Source organism: Paraburkholderia graminis (assembly GCF_003330785.1).
Taxonomy (GTDB): domain Bacteria; phylum Pseudomonadota; class Gammaproteobacteria; order Burkholderiales; family Burkholderiaceae; genus Paraburkholderia; species Paraburkholderia graminis.
Map to the genome: position 1 here is coordinate 570,370 of NZ_CP024934.1, position 17,912 is coordinate 588,281.

Consider the following 17,912-nt stretch of genomic DNA (forward strand, 5'->3'; position numbering starts at 1 on the left):
GCGGGGCCGCGCTGACAACCCGGAGCGGACCCCTATCGGGTAATCAGGGTGACAAGACGCGAAACCCCGCCGCGACGGGCTATGCGCGATGCGTGGACGCTAGAAGCGCGGCAACTCGGGATGCGGCAGCAGACCGCCGCGCACGTGCATCTTGCCGTATTCGGCGCAGCGCGCGCGAGTGGGGATGCCCTTGTCCGGGTTCAGCAGGCCGGGCGGATCGAAGGCGCGTTTGACCGCGTGAAACGCATCGCGCTCCTCGGGCGAGAACTGCACGCACATCGAATTGATTTTCTCGATGCCGACGCCATGCTCGCCCGTCACCGTGCCGCCCAGTTCGACGCACGCTTCGAGAATATCGGAGCCGAACGCTTCCGCGCGGTGCCACTCGTCCTTGTCGTTGCCGTTGAAGAGAATCAGCGGATGCATGTTGCCGTCGCCCGCATGAAACACGTTGATGCAGCGCAGCCGGTACTTCTTCTCCATCTCCTCGATGCGCGACAGCAGCGGCCCGATACTGCGGCGCGGCACGGTGCCGTCCATGCAGTAGTAATCCGGCGAGATGCGGCCGGCGGCCGGAAACGCGTTCTTGCGGCCGGACCAGAAGCGCAGCCGCTCGTTTTCCGTGCGCGAGATCGCGATGCGCGTTGCGCCGTGCTCGCGCAGCACCGCCGTCATGCGCACGATTTCGTCGGCGACTTCTTCGGGTGTGCCGTCGGATTCGCATAGCAGAATCGCCGCCGCGTCGAGGTCGTAGCCCGCGTGCACGAACTCCTCGACGGCGCGCGTGGCGGGTTTGTCCATCATTTCGAGCCCCGCCGGAATGATGCCCGCGGCGATGATGCCGGCGACCGCATCGCCGCCTTTCACCACGTCGTCGAAACTGGCCATGATGACCTGCGCCGTTTGCGGTTTCGGAATCAGCTTGACGGTGACTTCCGTGACGATCGCGAACATGCCTTCGCTGCCGATCAGCACCGCGAGAAGATCGAGCCCCGGCGCATCGGGTCCGAGCGAACCGAATTCGACGATCTCGCCTTCCATCGTCACCGCGCGCACGCGCAGCACGTTGTGCACGGTGAGGCCGTACTTCAGGCAATGCACGCCGCCCGAATTTTCCGAGACGTTGCCGCCGATCGTGCAGGCAATCTGCGACGACGGGTCCGGCGCGTAGTACAAGCCGTACGGCGCCGCGGCTTCGGAGATCGACAGATTGCGCACGCCGGGCTGCACCGTGGCGGTCCGCGCGTACGAGTCGACTTCGATGATCTTTTTGAAGCGCGCGAGCGACACGACGACGCCGTGACGAATCGGCATCGCGCCGCCGGACAGGCCGGTTCCCGCGCCGCGCGGCACGATCGGCACGCCAAGGCGATGGCAGATCTGCACGATGCGCTGGACTTGCGACTCGGTCTCCGGCAGCGCGACGGCAAGCGGCAGCCGACGATATGCGGCGAGGCCGTCGCAGTCGTAGGCGACCGTATCTTCGTCGCGATAGAGCAGACAGTGGTTCGGCAGGACCGCCATCAACGCCTGCACGACTTCGCGCTGGCGCTGGGCGAGAACTTCTGCCGACAGTTCGGCGGGTGCGTTCATGTGCGTCGTCTCCTCTTGTCTTTCGCCGCGCGCGCTTTCAGGCACTTCCGGGCGCTTCCCGCGCGCTTGTATTGCGGCGACTGTTGCGGCCGGCGGGGTGGTCCGCGCTCATGCCGCGTTTGCTACCGTTGCTACCGGTGCTGCTACTCATATTGCGCCTGAATTGCGCTGGCTTGCGCTCGCCTGTGTGTCTGCCGATGCGTCAAGCCGCCCAGCTAAAAATCTTGCCGGGGTTCATCAGATTGTGCGGATCGAGTGCGTGCTTGATGGAGCGCATCGTGTCGATCGCGACATCGCCGTGTTCCTCAAGCAGAAAATTCATCTTGTGCAGACCGACGCCGTGCTCGCCGGTGCACGTGCCGTCCATGCGTAACGCGCGCTGCACGATGCGATGATTCAGACGTTCGGCCTCGACCAGTTCCTCCGGCTTGTTCGGATCGATCAGGATCGCGACGTGGAAATTTCCGTCACCGACATGGCCGACGATTGGGCAGGGCAGCGGCGACGTCTTCAGGTCCTGCTCTGTTTCGACGACGCATTCGGCGAGGCGCGAGATCGGCACGCAGACGTCGGTCGTAACGGCGCGGCACCCCGGCTTCAATTGCAGCATCGCGAAATAGGCGTTGTGACGCGCGTTCCACAGACGGCTGCGGTCTTCCGGCCGCGTCGCCCATTCGAAGCCTTCGCCGCCGTTCTGCGCGGCCAGTTCCTGCACGAGTTCGGCTTGTTCCTTCACGCCGGCCTCGGTGCCGTGGAACTCGAAGAACAACGTGGGCGCCTCGCGCAGCGTCAGATTCGAATGCCGGTTAATCGAGCGGATCGCGAGCGCGTCGACGAATTCGACGCGGGCGATCGGCACGCCCATCTGAATCGTTTCGATGACGGCGCGCACTGCATCGCCCATCGACGGAAATGCGCAGACGGCCGCGGAAACCGCTTCCGGCTGCGGATAAAGGCGCACGGTGATTTCGGTGATGACGCCGAGCGTGCCTTCCGAGCCGACGAAAAGACGCGTGAGGTCGTAACCCGCGGACGACTTGCGTGCTCGCGTGCCGGTTTTGATGACGCGGCCATCGGCGAGCACGACGGTCAGGCCGAGCACGTTCTCGCGCATCGTGCCGTAGCGCACCGCGTTCGTGCCGGACGCGCGCGTGGCCGACATGCCGCCGATGCTGGCGTCCGCGCCTGGATCGATCGGAAAAAAGAGGCCGGTGTCGCGCAGCGCCTCGTTGAGCTGTTTGCGCGAGATGCCGGGCTCGACGGTGACCGTCAGATCTTCCGCGTTGATCGACAGGACGCGGTTCATTTCCGACAGATCGATGGACACGCCGCCTTGCACCGCGAGCAGATGTCCTTCGAGCGACGAGCCGTTGCCGTACGGAATGATCGGCACGTCGTACTGGCCGCAGAGCTTGACGATGGTTTGCACGTCTTCGGTGTTGCGCGCGAACACGACGGCGTCGGGCAATTGCGGGTCGAACGGCGATTCATCGCGGCCATGATGTTCGCGCACGGCCTGGGCGACCGACACACGTTCGCCGAAGGCGTCGGTGAGGGCGCTGAGCAATTCGGGGGAAAATGGCCGGCGCAGCGCGGCCGGCGGAACACCATAATTCACGCATGTCTCCTGTGTCGACTGGAGTTAGCGCTTCAGCGCTTACTCCAGTCCCATGCTAGCGGTCGACTGGAGTTAGCGCTTCAGCGCTTAGTCCGGTCCCATGCTAGCGGTCGACTGGAGTTAGCGCTTCAGCGCTTAGTCCGGTCCCATGCTAGCGGTCGACTGGAGTTAGCGCTTCAGCGCTTAGTCCGGTCCCATGCTAGCGGTCGACTGGAGTTAGCGCTTTAGCGCTTAGTCCGGTCCCATGCTAGCGGTCAACCCGAGTTTGGCACCTCAGCGCTTACCCCAGTCCATCAACCACGGTTATCAATCATTGTCAGCCGAAGCGATTCTGCAGCAACCGTTTCATTTTACGCCGATCGTTTGCAGGCCGGCTCGAGTCCTTGCAGGCCGCCGACGATCACTGCGGCCCGGACCTCGCTCCTATAATGGCCACGGCCGCCCGATGCGCGCAATATGTTCGATGCGATAGCTGCGCCGCGACTAACGCAGCCGCCGCCAAGCATGATCAACGCCCACCGGCCAACGTATCGACCGAGGCATCAGCGACTCCGCCACACCACCCGCATCCCGACCGACCAACCAACCAGAGGATCACATGGGTAACCGCCTAACCAAAATCGCCACCCGCACCGGCGACGACGGCACCACCGGCCTCGGCGACGGCCGGCGCGTACGCAAGAGCAGCGCCCGCATTGAGGCAATCGGCGACGTCGACGAACTCAACTCCAATCTCGGCGTGCTGCTGTGCGAAAACCTGCCCGAGAACGTGCGCGCGGCATTGGTGGCGATCCAGCACGACCTGTTCGACCTCGGCGGCGAGCTCTGCATTCCTGGCCACACGATGATCACCGACCGCCACCTCGCACAACTCGACGGCTGGCTCGCCGACTACAACGCCGCATTGCCGCCGCTCAAGGAGTTCATCCTGCCGGCCGGCTCGCGGGCGGCGTCGCTTGCTCACGTCTGCCGCACGGTTTGCCGCCGCGCCGAACGGGCGATTGTCGCGCTCGGCGAAGAAGAGACGATCAACGCGGCGCCGCGCCAGTATGTGAACCGCCTGTCGGATTTGCTCTTCGTGCTCGCTCGCGTGCTCAATCGCGCTGACGGCGGCACCGACGTCCTCTGGCAGCACGACCGCGGTCACGGCTAGGCAGCAGACGCGATTCTGTAGGCATCAACGCCAGGGCAATTCAGCCTGCGACAATCTGTCTGGGCGAGGGCGCTCTATAAGATGTATCGTATGCGCATCTTTAAGGAGAAGTACAAATGACCGCTCTTACCGCCGACCAGATTGCCCGCGTCAAAGCCACGGTTCCCGTGCTCGCCGAACATGGCACGACCATCACCAAGCATTTCTACAAGCGCATGTTCGCGCATCACCCGGAACTGAAGAATCTCTTCAACCAGACGCATCAGCAAAGCGGCAATCAGCCCGAGACGCTCGCTCGCGCCGTGTACGCGTACGCAGCCAACATCGACAATCTCGGCGCGCTCGGCCCGGCCGTCTCGCGAATCGCCAACAAGCACGCGAGCCTGAACATTCGGCCCGAGCACTATCCGATTGTCGGCCGCCATCTGCTGGGTGCGATCGTCGACGTACTCGGCGACGCGGTCGATCAGCCGACGCTCGACGCGTGGCAGGTCGCGTATGGCCAACTCGCGAACATTTTCGTCGGCACCGAGGCGAAGCTGTACGAAGGCGCGGCATGGAGCGGCTTCCGCCCGTTCAAGGTGGCGCGCAAGCAGGTGGAAAGCGACGAGATCACGTCCTTCTATCTGACGCCCGCCGACGGCACCGCAGCCTGTGAGTTCGAACCCGGCCAATACGTGAGCGTCACGCGCTTTGTCGACAAGCTGGGCGTCGACCAGCCGCGGCAGTACAGCTTGTCGGATGCGCCGCATGGCAAGTGGCTGCGCATTTCGGTCAAGCGTGAAGACGGCCGCGAGGATGCCGCGCCGGGTCACGTGTCGAACCTGCTGCATGCGGGCGTGGAGGAGGGCACGATCGTGCACGTGAGCGCGCCGATGGGCGACTTCACCCTCGATCGCAAGAAGACCACGCCGGTCGTGCTGATGAGCGGCGGCGTGGGCGTCACACCGATGACGTCCATGCTGTCGACATTGCTCGCCGACGGCAGCGAGCGGAGCGTCACTTTCGTCCACGCATGCCGCAACGGCCGCGTGCATGCGTTCCGCGAGTGGCTCGACGAAACCGTTGCGTCGCATGCGAACGTGAAGCGTGTCGTGTTCTACGAAGCCGTTGATGCAAGCGACCGGCAGGGCATCGATTACGATTTCGAAGGCCGTCTCGACGTGACAAAAATCGCGGATCGCGTCATCGCGCTGGATGCCGACTACTACATTTGCGGCCCGGTGCCCTTCATGCGCGCGCAGCGCGACGCGCTGGTTGCATTGGGCGTGGAGCCGGCGTGCATTCACACGGAAGTGTTCGGTTCAGGCGCGGTCGAGTAAGCCGGTCGATGTAGCAGGTCAGGCAAAGCGCGCGCGCTCGCTGCCAGCAGCTAGCTGCGCGAATCCGCCACCCTCGCGCGCTATCCCACCGCCATCGTGACCGGCTTGCCAATCCGGCTCAACATTTCGACGAGCGTGTCGATGGTGAACTTGGTGGTTTTCTTGTTCACCACGTCCGAGACCCGCGGGCGCGAGACCATGAGAATTTCCGCGGCCTCCGCTTGCTTCAGATGATGCTGCTCGATCCACGTGGACAATTCCGTCATGAGCTGCTCCTTGAGCAGCCTCGTGTCGTTGATCTGCTTTTGCGACGCCGCGTGCAGGCGCTTCGCCTCGTCGGCGGAAAAGCCGAGTTCGAGAAACACGTTTGCGCCGGGCTTTGTCACGTGACGAATTTTGGTGTCGATCGTCATTTGTTAAGGTTTCCTATCGTTAATGATGGCGCGATACCGCGTTTCGGCAATCAGTTTGTCGTGCGGCGCGAGCTTCTGGGTTTTCTTCTGCATGCAATGAAGCACGTAAAGCGCTTCTGCAAACTTCGTGACGTACATCACGCGATAAATGCCGTTCTCTTCCCGGATGCGAATTTCGCGCGTTCCAGGACCCACCGAGTCGAACGGTTCCCAGTCGTCGGGGTCGAGACGCGCATGGATCTTGCCGATCTGAAACCCGGCTTGCCGACGTGCCTCTTCTGGAAAGGCGAGCAAATCGCGATAGCTGGAGCCTAGCCAGCGAACTTCTTTTTCCAGCGTCATAACCGCCTTCCATGTACAAAATATTATACGCAAATTCCCGCCTGGTCAAGTCATTCGCGACCCGGCGATGAACTGCTACGGTACATAGACGGCGGCATCTCCACCATTCGTCCGTTCGGCCAACGAAATAAAAAAACCCGGCTGTGAACTGCACGAGCCGGGTTTCTTAACGCTGCAAACCGCATTCTTGCGATGCGGTCAAACGGTAAAACCACAAAACAAAAAATCAGTTGCCGCTTCCGCGCGCCACGCGCCGCTGTTTGACCGCGTCGGCGAGACCTTCCAGCACGGCGACGCTTTCGTCCCAGCCAATGCATGCATCGGTGATGCTCTGACCGTACGTGAGCGCGCAGCCCTCCTGCAAGTCCTGGCGGCCCGCCACCAGATGCGACTCCACCATCACGCCGACAATTCGTTCGTCGCCCGAAGCAATCTGCCGGCCGATGTCCGCGCACACCGGAATCTGGTTCTCGTGCTTCTTCGAACTGTTCGCGTGGCTTGCGTCGATCATCAGGCGCGCCGCGAGTCCGGCCTTGCCGATGTCCGAGCACGCCGCGTTCACGCTCGCAGCATCGTAGTTCGGCGTCTTGCCGCCGCGCAGGATGATGTGACAGTCCTCGTTGCCCGCCGTCGATACGATCGCCGAGTGCCCGCCCTTCGTGACCGACAGGAAATGGTGCGGCTGCGACGCGGCCTTGATTGCGTCGACGGCGATCTTGACGTTGCCGTCGGTGCCGTTCTTGAAGCCGACCGGGCACGACAGTCCCGACGCGAGTTCGCGGTGCACTTGCGACTCGGTGGTCCGCGCGCCGATCGCGCCCCACGAGATCAGATCGGCGATGTATTGCGGGCTGATCATGTCGAGGTATTCGGTGCCGGCCGGCAGACCCAGTTCGTTGATGCGCAACAGCAGCTCGCGCGCGGTGCGCAAACCCTCGTTGATCTTGAAGCTGTTGTCCATGTGCGGGTCGTTGATGAGGCCTTTCCAGCCCACCGTCGTGCGCGGCTTTTCGAAATACACGCGCATCACGACTTCGAGTTCGCCCGCAAAGCGCTTGCGCTGTTCGACGAGACGCCCCGCGTATTCCATTGCCGCTTTGGTGTCGTGAATCGAGCACGGTCCGACGATCACGATCAGGCGGTCGTCCATGCCATGCAGGATCCGATGCATGGCGGTGCGCGAACTGTAGATAAGGTCGGACACTGCTTCGTCGCAGGCAAATTCGCGGATCAGGTGCGCCGGGGGCGTGAGCTCTTTCAATTCTCGAATGCGGACATCGTCGGTGTTGTGCGGGGGCATGTTGTTCTCCTGAATCGGTTCGTAGCGTGTTCACGCGGGCGGCGCGTGCAAGGCAAAGTGTTCAAAGGCTGAATGAGCAAAGACTGAAGGCGAAAAAAAACCGCCAGACTCGCTGGCGGTTTTTCGGGAATTCTCGGTGTTCTGCGTGCACTAACACCCCTCTCGATCCGCCAGCGGTCTGAGATACCAAAAAAAGTAAAAGTAAAACTTGGCGGACATGGCGAAATGGAGTCGCTGGTCAAAAAAGGGTGATTGACTTTATAACCCGGGGAAGCTCGGCTGGCAAGCTATGCGGTCTAAAAATGCGGAAAAGCCGCACGATCCAGCGTTTCCACGCATGAATCGTGCGGCCGGAGCCTCGTCAGGCCGTACCGCCCACCGTCATCCGGTCGATGCGCAGCGTCGGCTGGCCGACGCCCACCGGCACGCTCTGGCCTTCCTTGCCGCACACGCCGACGCCCGAATCGAGCTTCATGTCGTTGCCGATCATGCTGACGTATTTGAGCGATTCCGGGCCGCTGCCGATCAGCGTCGCGCCCTTGACCGGGTACGTGATCTTGCCGTCCTCGATCATGTACGCCTCGGACGCCGAGAACACGAACTTGCCGTTGGTGATGTCGACCTGGCCGCCGCCGAAGTTCACCGCATACAAGCCGTTCTTCACCGACTGAATGATCTCCTGCGGGTCCTTGTCGCCGTTGAGCATGTACGTGTTCGTCATGCGCGGCATCGGCAGCGCGGCATACGATTCACGACGCGCGTTGCCCGTGACCGGCATCTTCATCAGGCGCGCGTTGAGCGTGTCCTGAATGTAACCCTTGAGAATGCCGTCCTCGATCAGCGTCGTGCACTGCGTCGGATTGCCTTCGTCGTCGATATTGAGCGAGCCGCGGCGATTCGGCAGCGTGCCGTCGTCGACCACCGTCACGCCCTTCGCCGCGACCTGCTCGCCGATGCGTCCCGCGAATGCCGACGAGCCCTTGCGGTTGAAGTCGCCCTCGAGCCCGTGGCCGATCGCCTCGTGCAGCAGCACGCCCGGCCAGCCCGGCCCGAGCACGACCGTCATCGCGCCGGCCGGAGCGGGGCGCGCTTCGAGATTCACGAGCGCCGCGTGCACGGCGTCGTCGACGTAACGCGACAGCACTTCGTCGGTGAAATAGCTGTAGTCGAAGCGGCCGCCGCCGCCGCCGCTGCCGATTTCGCGGCGGCCGTTCTGCTCGGCGATCACCGTGACCGAGACGCGCACGAGCGGCCGGATGTCGGCCGCGAAGCCGCCGTCGCTGCGCGCGACCAGCACGACGTCGTATTCGCCGGCGAGGCCCGCCATCACTTGCTGGATCCGCCGGTCGCGGCCGCGCGCCATGTGTTCGATGCGCTCGAGCAGCTTGACCTTGGCGGTGGCGTCGAGCGAATGCAGCGGATCGGCGGGCAGATACAGATCGCGCCCGGCGATGCCTGTCAGCGACGACGCCACCTTGATCTTCTGCTTGCCGCCGCCCGCCTTCGCGATGGCGCGCGTGGCGATCGCCGCCTGGCGGATCGCCTCGGGCGACAGATCGTCCGAATACGCGAAAGCCGTGCGGTCGCCCGACACGGCGCGCACGCCGACGCCCTGGTCGATGCTGAAGCTGCCCGACTTCACGATGCCTTCCTCCAGGCTCCACGCTTCGCTGCGCGTGGCCTGGAAATACAGGTCCGCGTAATCGACACGATGCGTGAAGATCTCGGCGAGCGTGCGGGTGAGCAGCGATTCGTCGAGACCGTAGGGCGTCAGGAGGATGTCCTTGGCGGTGGCGAGATTGCGGATACCAGGTTCGATGATGTTCATGCGAAGTATGTTCTGCTCGATACGAAGGATTCGGTTAGCGCCACGCTCACTATATGAGTGACGGACGCCGCAGTTTCAATGTCACGTGTTCTAGCTCAGCACCCGATGACGCCATGCGGGCAGACTCTGCCGCACCTCGTCGATGCGCGTGCGTTCGAGCGTCCCCGCGACCACGCCGGCGCCTTCGTCGCGCACCGCGACGACTTCGCCCCACGGATCGATCAGCATGCTGTGGCCCCACGTGCGGCGGCCATTCTCATGCTTGCCGCCTTGCGCCGCGGCCAGCACGTAGCACTGGTTTTCGACGGCGCGCGCGCGCAGCAGCATTTCCCAATGCGCGCGGCCCGTCGTGTAAGTAAACGCCGACGGCACCACCATCAGCGCGCAATCGCCCATGCGCCGGTAGAGCTCGGGGAAGCGCAGATCGTAGCAGACCGACAAACCGACGCGGCCGAACGGCGACTCGAAGGTGCGGACTTCGCCGCCGGGGCAAATGGTGCGCGCCTCGTCGAACGATTCCTCACCCTTTTCGAAGTTGAACAGATGGATCTTGTCGTAGCGCGCGGCCTCGTTACCCTCGGGGTCGAACACGAGCGTCGTGTTCAATACGCGCGACGGCTCCGGCGCCGTGATCGGCAACGTGCCGCCGATCACCCATACCTTGTGGCGGCGCGCGGCATCGGCGAGAAAACGCTGGATCGGGCCGTCGCGATACGCTTCGCGAACCGCGAGCTTGTCGGTGTCCTTGAAGCCCATGAAGCAGAAGTACTCGGGCAGAAGGACGAGCTGCGCGCCATCGGCGGCGGCTTCGGCGATCAGACGTTCGGCGTCGGCGAGATTGCGCTCGCGATCCGGCGTGCTCACCATTTGCAGCGCGGCGACCCGGAAGCTGCTTGACTGACCGCTCGCCGGTTCGCGCTGCGCACTATCAAGCGCAGTGTCGGACGAAGCGTGGGATGAAGACGAAGAGACGTGTGTTTCGCTCATGAGCGTTTCGGAAAACTCCCGGCAAGGCGGCGCGACAGCCGGCGCCGCATACGTCGTTCAGGGCTGGCTCGGGCCGCCGGTGTGCGTCACTCGAAAGCGCCTACTCGATGCGCTGACCGAAGCCGTCCGATCGCGATGAACGAAGCCACGGTTACGCGCTAACTTGCAGGCTCAGTTCGCGCCGGCGGTCGAAGCTGGAGCGTCCATCTTACCCCGATCGCTCTTGACCCGCTCGATGTGCGGTTTCGACCAGGAGCCCGTTATCGCATAGTCTCGCGCGAACGCGTGCGACACCGATTTGCTGAACGCGAGGTCCGCCACCAGCGCGCCCAGCCCGAGCAGCGGGTTGATCACCGCGGCCGCGACGACCGCCGCGCCGGCGCTCACCGTCGGCACGATCTTGACGTGCATGTCCTGCGTTTCCTGCGCCAGGTCGACCGAGCCTTTCATCTCGGCGCGGGCCGGCGCGGTCACCATCTCGAAGTTTTCCGTGCGGCCGATGCCGTTGCGAATCTGCGCCGTCCCCGTGACATGCTCGAAGGGCAGACCTTCGCCGATCACGTCACGGAAATTGAGCGTCGCGAAGCGCGCGAGGCTTTGCAGGCTGAGCACGCCGAGCAGCTTGGCGACGCCCGGATCGACCTTGAGAATCTGCCCATGCCGCAGATCCACGGCGATATTGCCGTTGAGCGTCGGATAGTCGATCGCCGTCGGGCCGCCGCGCCACACCATCTTGCCGTTGAGCGTGCCGCTGCCCGCCTTCAGCGTGCGTGGCTGGCCGAAGCGCTCGAGCAGGCCGCCCGCGTCCTTGATGTCGAGCTTGAAATCGAACACCGTGCGCCGCGGCGTGCTTTCGTCCGCGGCGTTGCCGAGTTCCGTCGAGGTGCGCCAGTTCGCCGTCGCGGTTAACGTGGCCGCAGGATTCGCGATGTCGAGCTTGTCCAGTTGCCAGACCGGCACGCCGTCTTCGTTGAAGTTGTGCGCGAGCACTTCAAGCCGGCCGATGTCGCGGTCGCGCACGATCAGTTCGTTGACGACCAGATCGATCGACGGCATGTTTTGCGCCGGCGCCGACATCGCCTGGCCGAGCAGATCCTTGTCGGCGACCGACGGAATCACGACGCGTGCAAAGCGCGCCTGCAGCGTGCCCGGCGATGCCTTGTCGGCGCCCGGCAGCCACGAAACGTGACCGGACACCTGATTCGACGCGATGTTCGCCTGCCATTTGCCGTCCGCGTGCGAAGCGCCGACGATCACGCTCTCCCAGTGGCGCTTGAGCAGCGTCAGCGTGCCGATGTGCAGCGCGAAGCGGCTCGGCAGAAACTGCGCGACGGTCGGATTCGGGGCTGCGGGCGGGACGGGCGCGGCGGGCGCCTCGTTGCTGCGCAGTTGTGTAATCAGCGCGCGCCACGCATCGGCGTCGAATGCGTCCACGTCCACTGCGGCGATCACGCCCTCGCTCGGCAAGTCGGCCGGCCGGTTCACGCCGATGGCGCCGCGCACCACCGTCGGCGGGCTTTTCGGGTCGTAATGCAGCAGATAGCGCGCGGCGATGGGGCCGAAGTCGAGCTCGGCGCGCTCGAGTCCGCTTTCGCCGGCGAGCGTCGACGGACCGGCACTGGCGCGCAGCGGCATCGGCGTGCCGACCGGCTTGTTGAACGGCGCGGGGAAGTCGAGCGCGAGGCCGGTCAGGTCGGAGTTCGCGGTCAGTTGCGGCAGCTTGCCTTTGGCGCCGCGCACCGTGAGCGCATACGGCGCGCTGCCGCTCATGCGCGTGAGGACCTGTGCGGCCGGGCCATGCAGATCGAGGCCGCGCGCGGCCTCGACGGCGATATGGCCGTTCATGTCGAGCGCGTAGGTGCCGTCCTGTTTCAGCCCGCCGCTCGCCCGCACATCGCCGCCGAGAAACTGCGCGGTGAGCCGCTCGGTTTGTGCGCTGCGCTCGGTGAAACGCACCTTGCCCTTCACTTGCGACAGCGGCGGCACGTTCGCCACGCTCAAACGATTGTTCTGGAAACCGAGCGCGCCTTCCACGCCGATATGCGGCTTCGGCGTGCGCGGCACCGTCAGCTTCAGCGCGAGCGACGCCGGCCCTTCGGCGCGGATTTTCTCGGTCTGATGCCGCGCCATGATGCCAAGCGAACTTTCGTTCACGTAGTCGAGCATGTCGGCGAGCGGCCCGAGCCCGTCGCCCTTGATGACGAGATTCGACTCGCGCGTGCCGAGGTCGTCGATCCTGCCGTTCACGCCGTGCAGCGCGACGCGTTTGTAGCGCGCCCGGTCGATGTCGAAGCGCAGCACGTTCTGCCTGATCTCGAACACGCCGTCGATGCCGTCGAACGCCGGCCACACGTTCGGCGTGCCGTTGCGCATGTTGCGCGGCGGGTACGGCGACGGGTCGAACTTGCCGCCCTTGAACGGCGCGACGATATGGAAGATGCCCGCCTCGGGATCGCGCGAATACGGGAACTTGGTGAGGTCGCCATGCACTTCGATCTTCGCGCCGCGCGACATGCCGGCCTGCAAGCCGTGGCCGAGATACATGCGCAGCTTCTCGCTGATGCTGGTCGGCAGATAGCGGACGATGCGCGACACCTGCGCGCGCTCGAAGTCGGCGGTCAGATCCAGCGAGCCGCGGCCGTGGCCGGGGTTGCTGTAGTCCGCGCTTGCTGTCGCCGCGACGTCCGCATTGGAGACGCCTAGCTCGGCCAGCTTCACCGTGAACGCCGGATGGTTCTCGCCGGGCGCCTTCGGCGAAATGGTCCAGTCGGCGCGGCCATGCAGCCGGTCGAGCGTGAGGCGCGGATCGTCGAACACGCCCGGCAGCGTGATGGCGACGTTGGACGTGTCGAGCGTGGCGGTGCCACGGCGTTGATCGGCATCCACGCGGCCCCACAGATTTTCGATGCCCGGAATGCCGGCGCGCGGGTGATTGCGCGCCGTGAGCCCCGGCGGCGGCTCCTGCGCGGCGACGCTGATGCCTTGCAGATCGCCCGTGAAGCGGTAGCGCTCGATCGGCTCCGCGCCGGTCCCATGACGGTCGCCGCCCGGCTCGCCGGATTCCGGCTTGCCGCGCTCGACTTCGATCAGGTAGTTGGCGACGAGCCCGCGCGGGTTATAGCGCACGAGGCTGTTCAGGAGCGCACGCGGCAGCGGCAGCGCGCGGCTGAACTCCGCGAGAATGCCCAGGTCGACGCGATCGCCCGACACGCTGATGAACTGCCCGTGTTGCTGCGAAGCCGTCCGGTAGTGCCCGTTCAGCGTCTGGAACGCGAGCGTGCGCGTGAGCGGCGTGCCGTCTTCGAGCGGCGGCTGGCCGAGTTCGGCGCGCATGTCGTTCAGTTGCAGCTCGTAATCGCCTTGCTGCGCTTGCAGGCGCCAGCCGAAATTCGCGATCGGCAACAGCAGCTTGGGCTGCGTGGGCCGAACTCGCAGCGCGACGTCGGCGCCGGCCATTTGCCCGCTTGCCGAAGTCATGCGGCCGTCGGCGAAATCGACCCAGATCGCGTTGTCGATGCGGCCCGCAAACGTCTCGATCGGGAATTTGATGTAGCGAGCGAGCGTCGGCAGATCGACTGGCCCGGTCGACACATACGCCTGTCCTTTCCAGTTGATCGGCTTGCCGATCGCGGCGAGCGGCGCGTGCCGGAAATGCGTGCGGAAATCGAGCGGGCCGCGCAGCAACTGGCCGTCCGGCGGCGCCTGAAGCGCGAGGCGGTGATCGTAACCGTCGTTGAGAATGGCGATGCGGATGTCGCGCAGCGCGAGCTCCGGCGCGTCGCGCTGGGCGTCGCGCCAACGCAGCACGCCGCCGCGCACGACGATCGCCTGCTGGCGCACGAGCCACGTCGACAACGTGTCATTGCCGCTATGACGCGTCGGCACCGGCACGCCGGCGACCGACAGCACGCCGTCGCCGCCGCGCGAAATCAGCACGTCGGGCTGGTCGACGATCAGACTCGAGAGCGCCGGATGGAATTGCCACAGCGAGCGCCACGACAGCGTCGCGGTGGCGTGCGGAATGGTGAGCGCGGGTTTGCCGTCATGGTCGCGGATCACCAGATTCGTGATGTCGAGCCCCGGCTGAAACCCGCTCCAATGCGGCGCCAGTTTGCCGATGGTGAACTGCGCATGCAGCTTGTCGGAGACGGTCGCTTCGATTCGCGGCCGGAACGTGTCGACGCGCGGCAGCACCACGTAGCGCAAGCCGAGAAAGAGCCCCGCCGCGATGAAATAGAGGACGAGCGCGAGCGCGAGAACAACGTGGAGCGTCCGGCGCAAGACGACGTGGTCGCTTCCGCTCACAGGCCGGGCCGGCCCGGTTTCCTGCGGGTCGGCGGATTCGTTTCGCTCGGACATGCTGCGGCGGGTGGGCGTATGGTAGTTTTGCGGATTAACGACGAAATGTAACACACGGGAAAGCGTCGACAGGACTTCCGGAAAACCCTGTCAGGGGCCCGCTGCACGACCCACATCGGCGCGCAGCAAACCGTCGTGCGACGAGCCGCTGATCCGCGGTTCATGCCAATCAAGCAACGAGCGAGCCAGACCTTTGATGACTCACGCCACTCTCCTGAGTTCCAGCTATTCACATTACGCGGCGCGCGCCGTGGCGGCCCGTCCGCAGCTCGTCGCGCAGGTGGCGGAGCTTGCGTCCGGGCCGTTGACGCGCGAGCGCATCGACGCCCGCTTCGACGCGCTGTGCGCCGAAGCGGCCGGCGGCGCCGACGCGCCGTTGACGGAGGCCGCATTGAAGCGCGCGTTGCGCCAGTTGCGCACGGAGGTCTTCTGCGCGGTGATGGAGCGCGACCTGGCCGGCGAGGCGGACGTCGCCGAAGTCACCGGCGCGATGACGGATCTCGCCGAGACCACGATCCAGCGCTCGCTCACGGTGCTGTCCGCCGAACTCGAAACGCTCTTCGGCGAGCCGCGCGGCCCGCAGGGCGAACGGCTCACGCTCGGCGTCGTCGGCATGGGCAAGCTCGGCGGCCGCGAGCTGAACGTCTCGTCGGACATCGACCTGATCTTCATCTACGAAGAGGACGGCGAGACGGCGGGCGGCCAGCGCGCGCCGATTGCCACGCAAGACTTTTTTACGCGCCTCGGCAAGCGCCTGATCGGCGCGCTCGCCGAAGTGACCGCCGACGGCTACGTGTTTCGCGTCGACATGCGTTTGCGTCCGAACGGCGATTCGGGACCGCTCGTGTGCAGCCTCGGCATGCTCGAGGAATATTTCTACGTGCAGGGCCGCGAGTGGGAGCGCTATGCGTGGATCAAGGGCCGACTCGTTTCCGAAGGGACGAGCGACGCGGCGCAGCGCCTGTCGAAACAACTCGATGCAATCGTCACGCCGTTCGTCTACCGCCGTTATCTCGACTTCGGCGTGATCAGCGCAATCCGCGCGCTGCATTTGCAGATTCGCCAGGAGGCGCAACGCCGTGCGTCGATGCGTCCCGACAAGGCCGACGACATCAAGCTCGGGCGCGGCGGCATCCGCGAAATCGAATTTAGCGCGCAGGTGTTCCAACTGATTCGCGGCGGCCAGGACGCCGGTTTCCGGGTGCGGCCCACGCTCGCCGTGCTGCGGCACGCCGCGACGCACGGGCTGATCGACACGTCGGTGTGCGTGAAGCTCTCACAGGCTTATCGCTTTTTGCGCGAGCTCGAACATCGGCTGCAATATCGCAACGACGCGCAGACGCACGCGATGCCGGTCGATTCCGAGGAACGCGTGGCGCTCGCGCGCGCAATGGGCTGCGACGACTATCCGATGCTGATGGAGCGGCTCGACGCGCATCGGGAATTCGTCGAACAGCAGTTCGACCAGATTTTCGCCGACAAGGTGAGCGGCCGCGACGGCTGCGGCGCGCCCGAAGACGGCGCGGCAGTGTGGGTCTGGAGCAGCGCGCTCGCGGACGACAGCGCGGCGGACGCGCTGCATGCACGTCTCGTCGAACTGGGCGTGGCCGAGCCCGCCGATCTGCTCGCGCGGCTGCGCGGCGTCTGGCAATCGTCGCGCTATGCCGGACTCGCGGAGCGCAGCCGGCAGCGCTTCGACATCGTCGCGCAGCGCGCGCTCGAAGCCGCGCGCACGCTCGAGCCGCCCGAGCGGCGCGGCGACACGCTCGCGCGTCTGTTCGATCTGCTCGAAGCCGTGGGCCGGCGCGGCGCGTACCTCGCGCTGCTCACCGAGTATCCGCAAGCGCTGCATCGGGTGCTGTCGGTGCTGGGCGCGTCGCGCTGGGCAGCCGGTTATCTGATCCGCCATCCGCAACTGCTCGACGAACTGCTCGACGACGAAGCGCTGAACACGCCGTTCGACTGGCCCGAGTTCAAGCGCACGCTGCGCTTGCGGCTGGCCGCGGCGGACGGCGTCGAGCAGCAGATGGACTTGCTGCGCCACGCGCACCAGGCCGAGGTGTTCCGTATTCTGCTGATCGACCTCGCGGGCAAGCTGAGCGTCGAGCATGTGAGCGACCGTCTGTCCGAACTCGCCGATGCCGTGCTCGACGTCACGCTCGAAGCCGTCTGGAAGCAGTTGCCGAAGCGCCACCGCGACGCGCCGCGATTCGCGGTGATCGCTTACGGCAAGCTGGGCGGCAAGGAGTTGGGCTATGCGTCGGACCTCGACGTGATCTTTCTCTACGACGATCCCGACGATGCCGCTTCGGACATCTATTCGACCTACACGCGTCGCCTGATTACCTGGCTGACGACCGCAACCGGTGCGGGAACGTTGTTCGACGTCGATCTGCGCTTGCGGCCGAACGGCGAGTCGGGCCTGCTCGTTACCGATCTCGACGCGTTCCGCCGTTATCAGTTGCGCGAGGGCGACGCGGCCAACACCGCGTGGGTGTGGGAGCACCAGGCGCTGACTCGCGCGCGCTACTGCGCCGGTGACGCGCAGATCGGCGCGCAGTTCGAGGCGATCCGCGAACAGGTGCTGACGACGCCGCGCGACGCCGCGCAGCTTGCGGACGAAATCGTGGAGATGCGCGAGCGCGTCGCCGCCGGGCATCCGAACCACACGACGCTGTTCGATCTCAAGCACGATCGCGGCGGGATGGTCGATATCGAGTTCACCGTGCAGTATTGGGTGCTGTTGCATGCGGCGCGCGATCCCGAGCTGATCCGCAATACGGGCAACATTGCGCTGTTGCGCGAGGTGTCGCGTCTTGGGCTGATGAGCGAGGCGGAAGCTGAGACGGTCGGCGCCGCTTATCGCACGTACCGGAAGCTGCAGCACAAGCTGCGGCTCGATGGGATGGAAAAGGCGCGGGTGGAACCGGGGTTGGTCGCGGCCGAGAGAGATGCGGTGCTTGGGCTTTGGGAGCGGGTGTTTGGGCGGGGGTGAGG

11 protein-coding genes are annotated in these 17,912 nt (G+C 65.1%); 3 read left to right on the top strand and 8 right to left on the bottom strand.

From position 1 onward, the window contains the following. Window positions 1–99 precede the first annotated feature (99 nt). Complete coding sequence (locus CUJ91_RS02560; RefSeq protein ID WP_006047900.1) at window positions 100–1,593, bottom strand: FAD-linked oxidase C-terminal domain-containing protein; 1,494 nt, start codon at window positions 1,591–1,593, stop codon at window positions 100–102. Window positions 1,594–1,795: 202 nt separating this feature from the next. Continuing rightward, window positions 1,796–3,211, bottom strand: coding sequence for an FAD-binding oxidoreductase (locus tag CUJ91_RS02565; protein ID WP_006047899.1), 1,416 nt, complete (start codon window positions 3,209–3,211; stop codon window positions 1,796–1,798). Between the two features lie 598 nt (window positions 3,212–3,809). Between CUJ91_RS02565 and CUJ91_RS02570 the strand changes: the two genes are divergently transcribed. Both CUJ91_RS02570 and hmpA read left to right on the top strand, forming a co-directional pair. Further along, window positions 3,810–4,364, top strand: a complete 555-nt coding sequence (locus CUJ91_RS02570) for a cob(I)yrinic acid a,c-diamide adenosyltransferase (protein ID WP_006047898.1) — start codon at window positions 3,810–3,812, stop codon at window positions 4,362–4,364. A gap of 116 nt (window positions 4,365–4,480) precedes the next feature. Continuing rightward, the gene (gene hmpA, locus CUJ91_RS02575; RefSeq protein WP_114155806.1) at window positions 4,481–5,686 is read left to right on the top strand and encodes an NO-inducible flavohemoprotein; all 1,206 of its coding nucleotides are present in this window, start codon (window positions 4,481–4,483) and stop codon (window positions 5,684–5,686) included. An 80-nt stretch (window positions 5,687–5,766) separates the two neighbouring features. Here hmpA and CUJ91_RS02580 read toward each other — a convergent pair whose 3' ends face one another. The 6 genes from CUJ91_RS02580 to CUJ91_RS02605 form a co-directional block, all read right to left on the bottom strand. Next, entirely contained in the window at window positions 5,767–6,099 is a 333-nt protein-coding gene (locus CUJ91_RS02580; protein WP_006047896.1) for a helix-turn-helix domain-containing protein, read from the bottom strand. 3 nt (window positions 6,100–6,102) lie between these two features. Continuing rightward, window positions 6,103–6,441 (bottom strand): type II toxin-antitoxin system RelE/ParE family toxin, encoded by a 339-nt coding sequence (locus tag CUJ91_RS02585; protein ID WP_114155807.1) that lies wholly within the window; start codon window positions 6,439–6,441, stop codon window positions 6,103–6,105. A gap of 226 nt (window positions 6,442–6,667) precedes the next feature. Then, on the bottom strand, window positions 6,668–7,741 hold the full coding sequence (gene aroG, locus CUJ91_RS02590; protein WP_006047894.1) for a 3-deoxy-7-phosphoheptulonate synthase AroG: 1,074 nt from the start codon (window positions 7,739–7,741) through the stop codon (window positions 6,668–6,670). Window positions 7,742–8,102: 361 nt separating this feature from the next. Further along, a complete protein-coding gene (gene tldD / locus CUJ91_RS02595) occupies window positions 8,103–9,569 on the bottom strand; it encodes a metalloprotease TldD (protein ID WP_006047893.1) in 1,467 nt (488 codons plus the stop codon). A gap of 90 nt (window positions 9,570–9,659) precedes the next feature. Further along, entirely contained in the window at window positions 9,660–10,556 is an 897-nt protein-coding gene (locus tag CUJ91_RS02600; RefSeq protein WP_114155808.1) for a carbon-nitrogen hydrolase family protein, read from the bottom strand. Between the two features lie 171 nt (window positions 10,557–10,727). Next, on the bottom strand, window positions 10,728–14,915 hold the full coding sequence (locus CUJ91_RS02605; RefSeq protein WP_114155809.1) for a YhdP family protein: 4,188 nt from the start codon (window positions 14,913–14,915) through the stop codon (window positions 10,728–10,730). Window positions 14,916–15,111: 196 nt separating this feature from the next. Between CUJ91_RS02605 and glnE the strand changes: the two genes are divergently transcribed. After that, the gene (gene glnE / locus CUJ91_RS02610; protein ID WP_114155810.1) at window positions 15,112–17,910 is read left to right on the top strand and encodes a bifunctional [glutamate--ammonia ligase]-adenylyl-L-tyrosine phosphorylase/[glutamate--ammonia-ligase] adenylyltransferase; all 2,799 of its coding nucleotides are present in this window, start codon (window positions 15,112–15,114) and stop codon (window positions 17,908–17,910) included. The last annotated feature ends 2 nt before the right edge of the window (window positions 17,911–17,912 follow it).

Excerpts from the sequence above, each read along its gene's own strand:
- hmpA (WP_114155806.1), top strand. The coding sequence starts at position 4,481 with ATGACCGCTCTTACCGCCGACCAGATTGCCCGCGTCAAAGCCACGGTT.
- CUJ91_RS02600 (WP_114155808.1), bottom strand. The coding sequence starts at position 10,556 with ATGAGCGAAACACACGTCTCTTCGTCTTCATCCCACGCTTCGTCCGAC.
- CUJ91_RS02580 (WP_006047896.1), bottom strand. The coding sequence starts at position 6,099 with ATGACGATCGACACCAAAATTCGTCACGTGACAAAGCCCGGCGCAAAC.
- CUJ91_RS02570 (WP_006047898.1), top strand. The coding sequence starts at position 3,810 with ATGGGTAACCGCCTAACCAAAATCGCCACCCGCACCGGCGACGACGGC.
- CUJ91_RS02605 (WP_114155809.1), bottom strand. The coding sequence starts at position 14,915 with ATGTCCGAGCGAAACGAATCCGCCGACCCGCAGGAAACCGGGCCGGCC.
- CUJ91_RS02560 (WP_006047900.1), bottom strand. The coding sequence starts at position 1,593 with ATGAACGCACCCGCCGAACTGTCGGCAGAAGTTCTCGCCCAGCGCCAG.
- tldD (WP_006047893.1), bottom strand. The coding sequence starts at position 9,569 with ATGAACATCATCGAACCTGGTATCCGCAATCTCGCCACCGCCAAGGAC.
- aroG (WP_006047894.1), bottom strand. The coding sequence starts at position 7,741 with ATGCCCCCGCACAACACCGACGATGTCCGCATTCGAGAATTGAAAGAG.
- CUJ91_RS02585 (WP_114155807.1), bottom strand. The coding sequence starts at position 6,441 with ATGACGCTGGAAAAAGAAGTTCGCTGGCTAGGCTCCAGCTATCGCGAT.
- glnE (WP_114155810.1), top strand. The coding sequence starts at position 15,112 with ATGACTCACGCCACTCTCCTGAGTTCCAGCTATTCACATTACGCGGCG.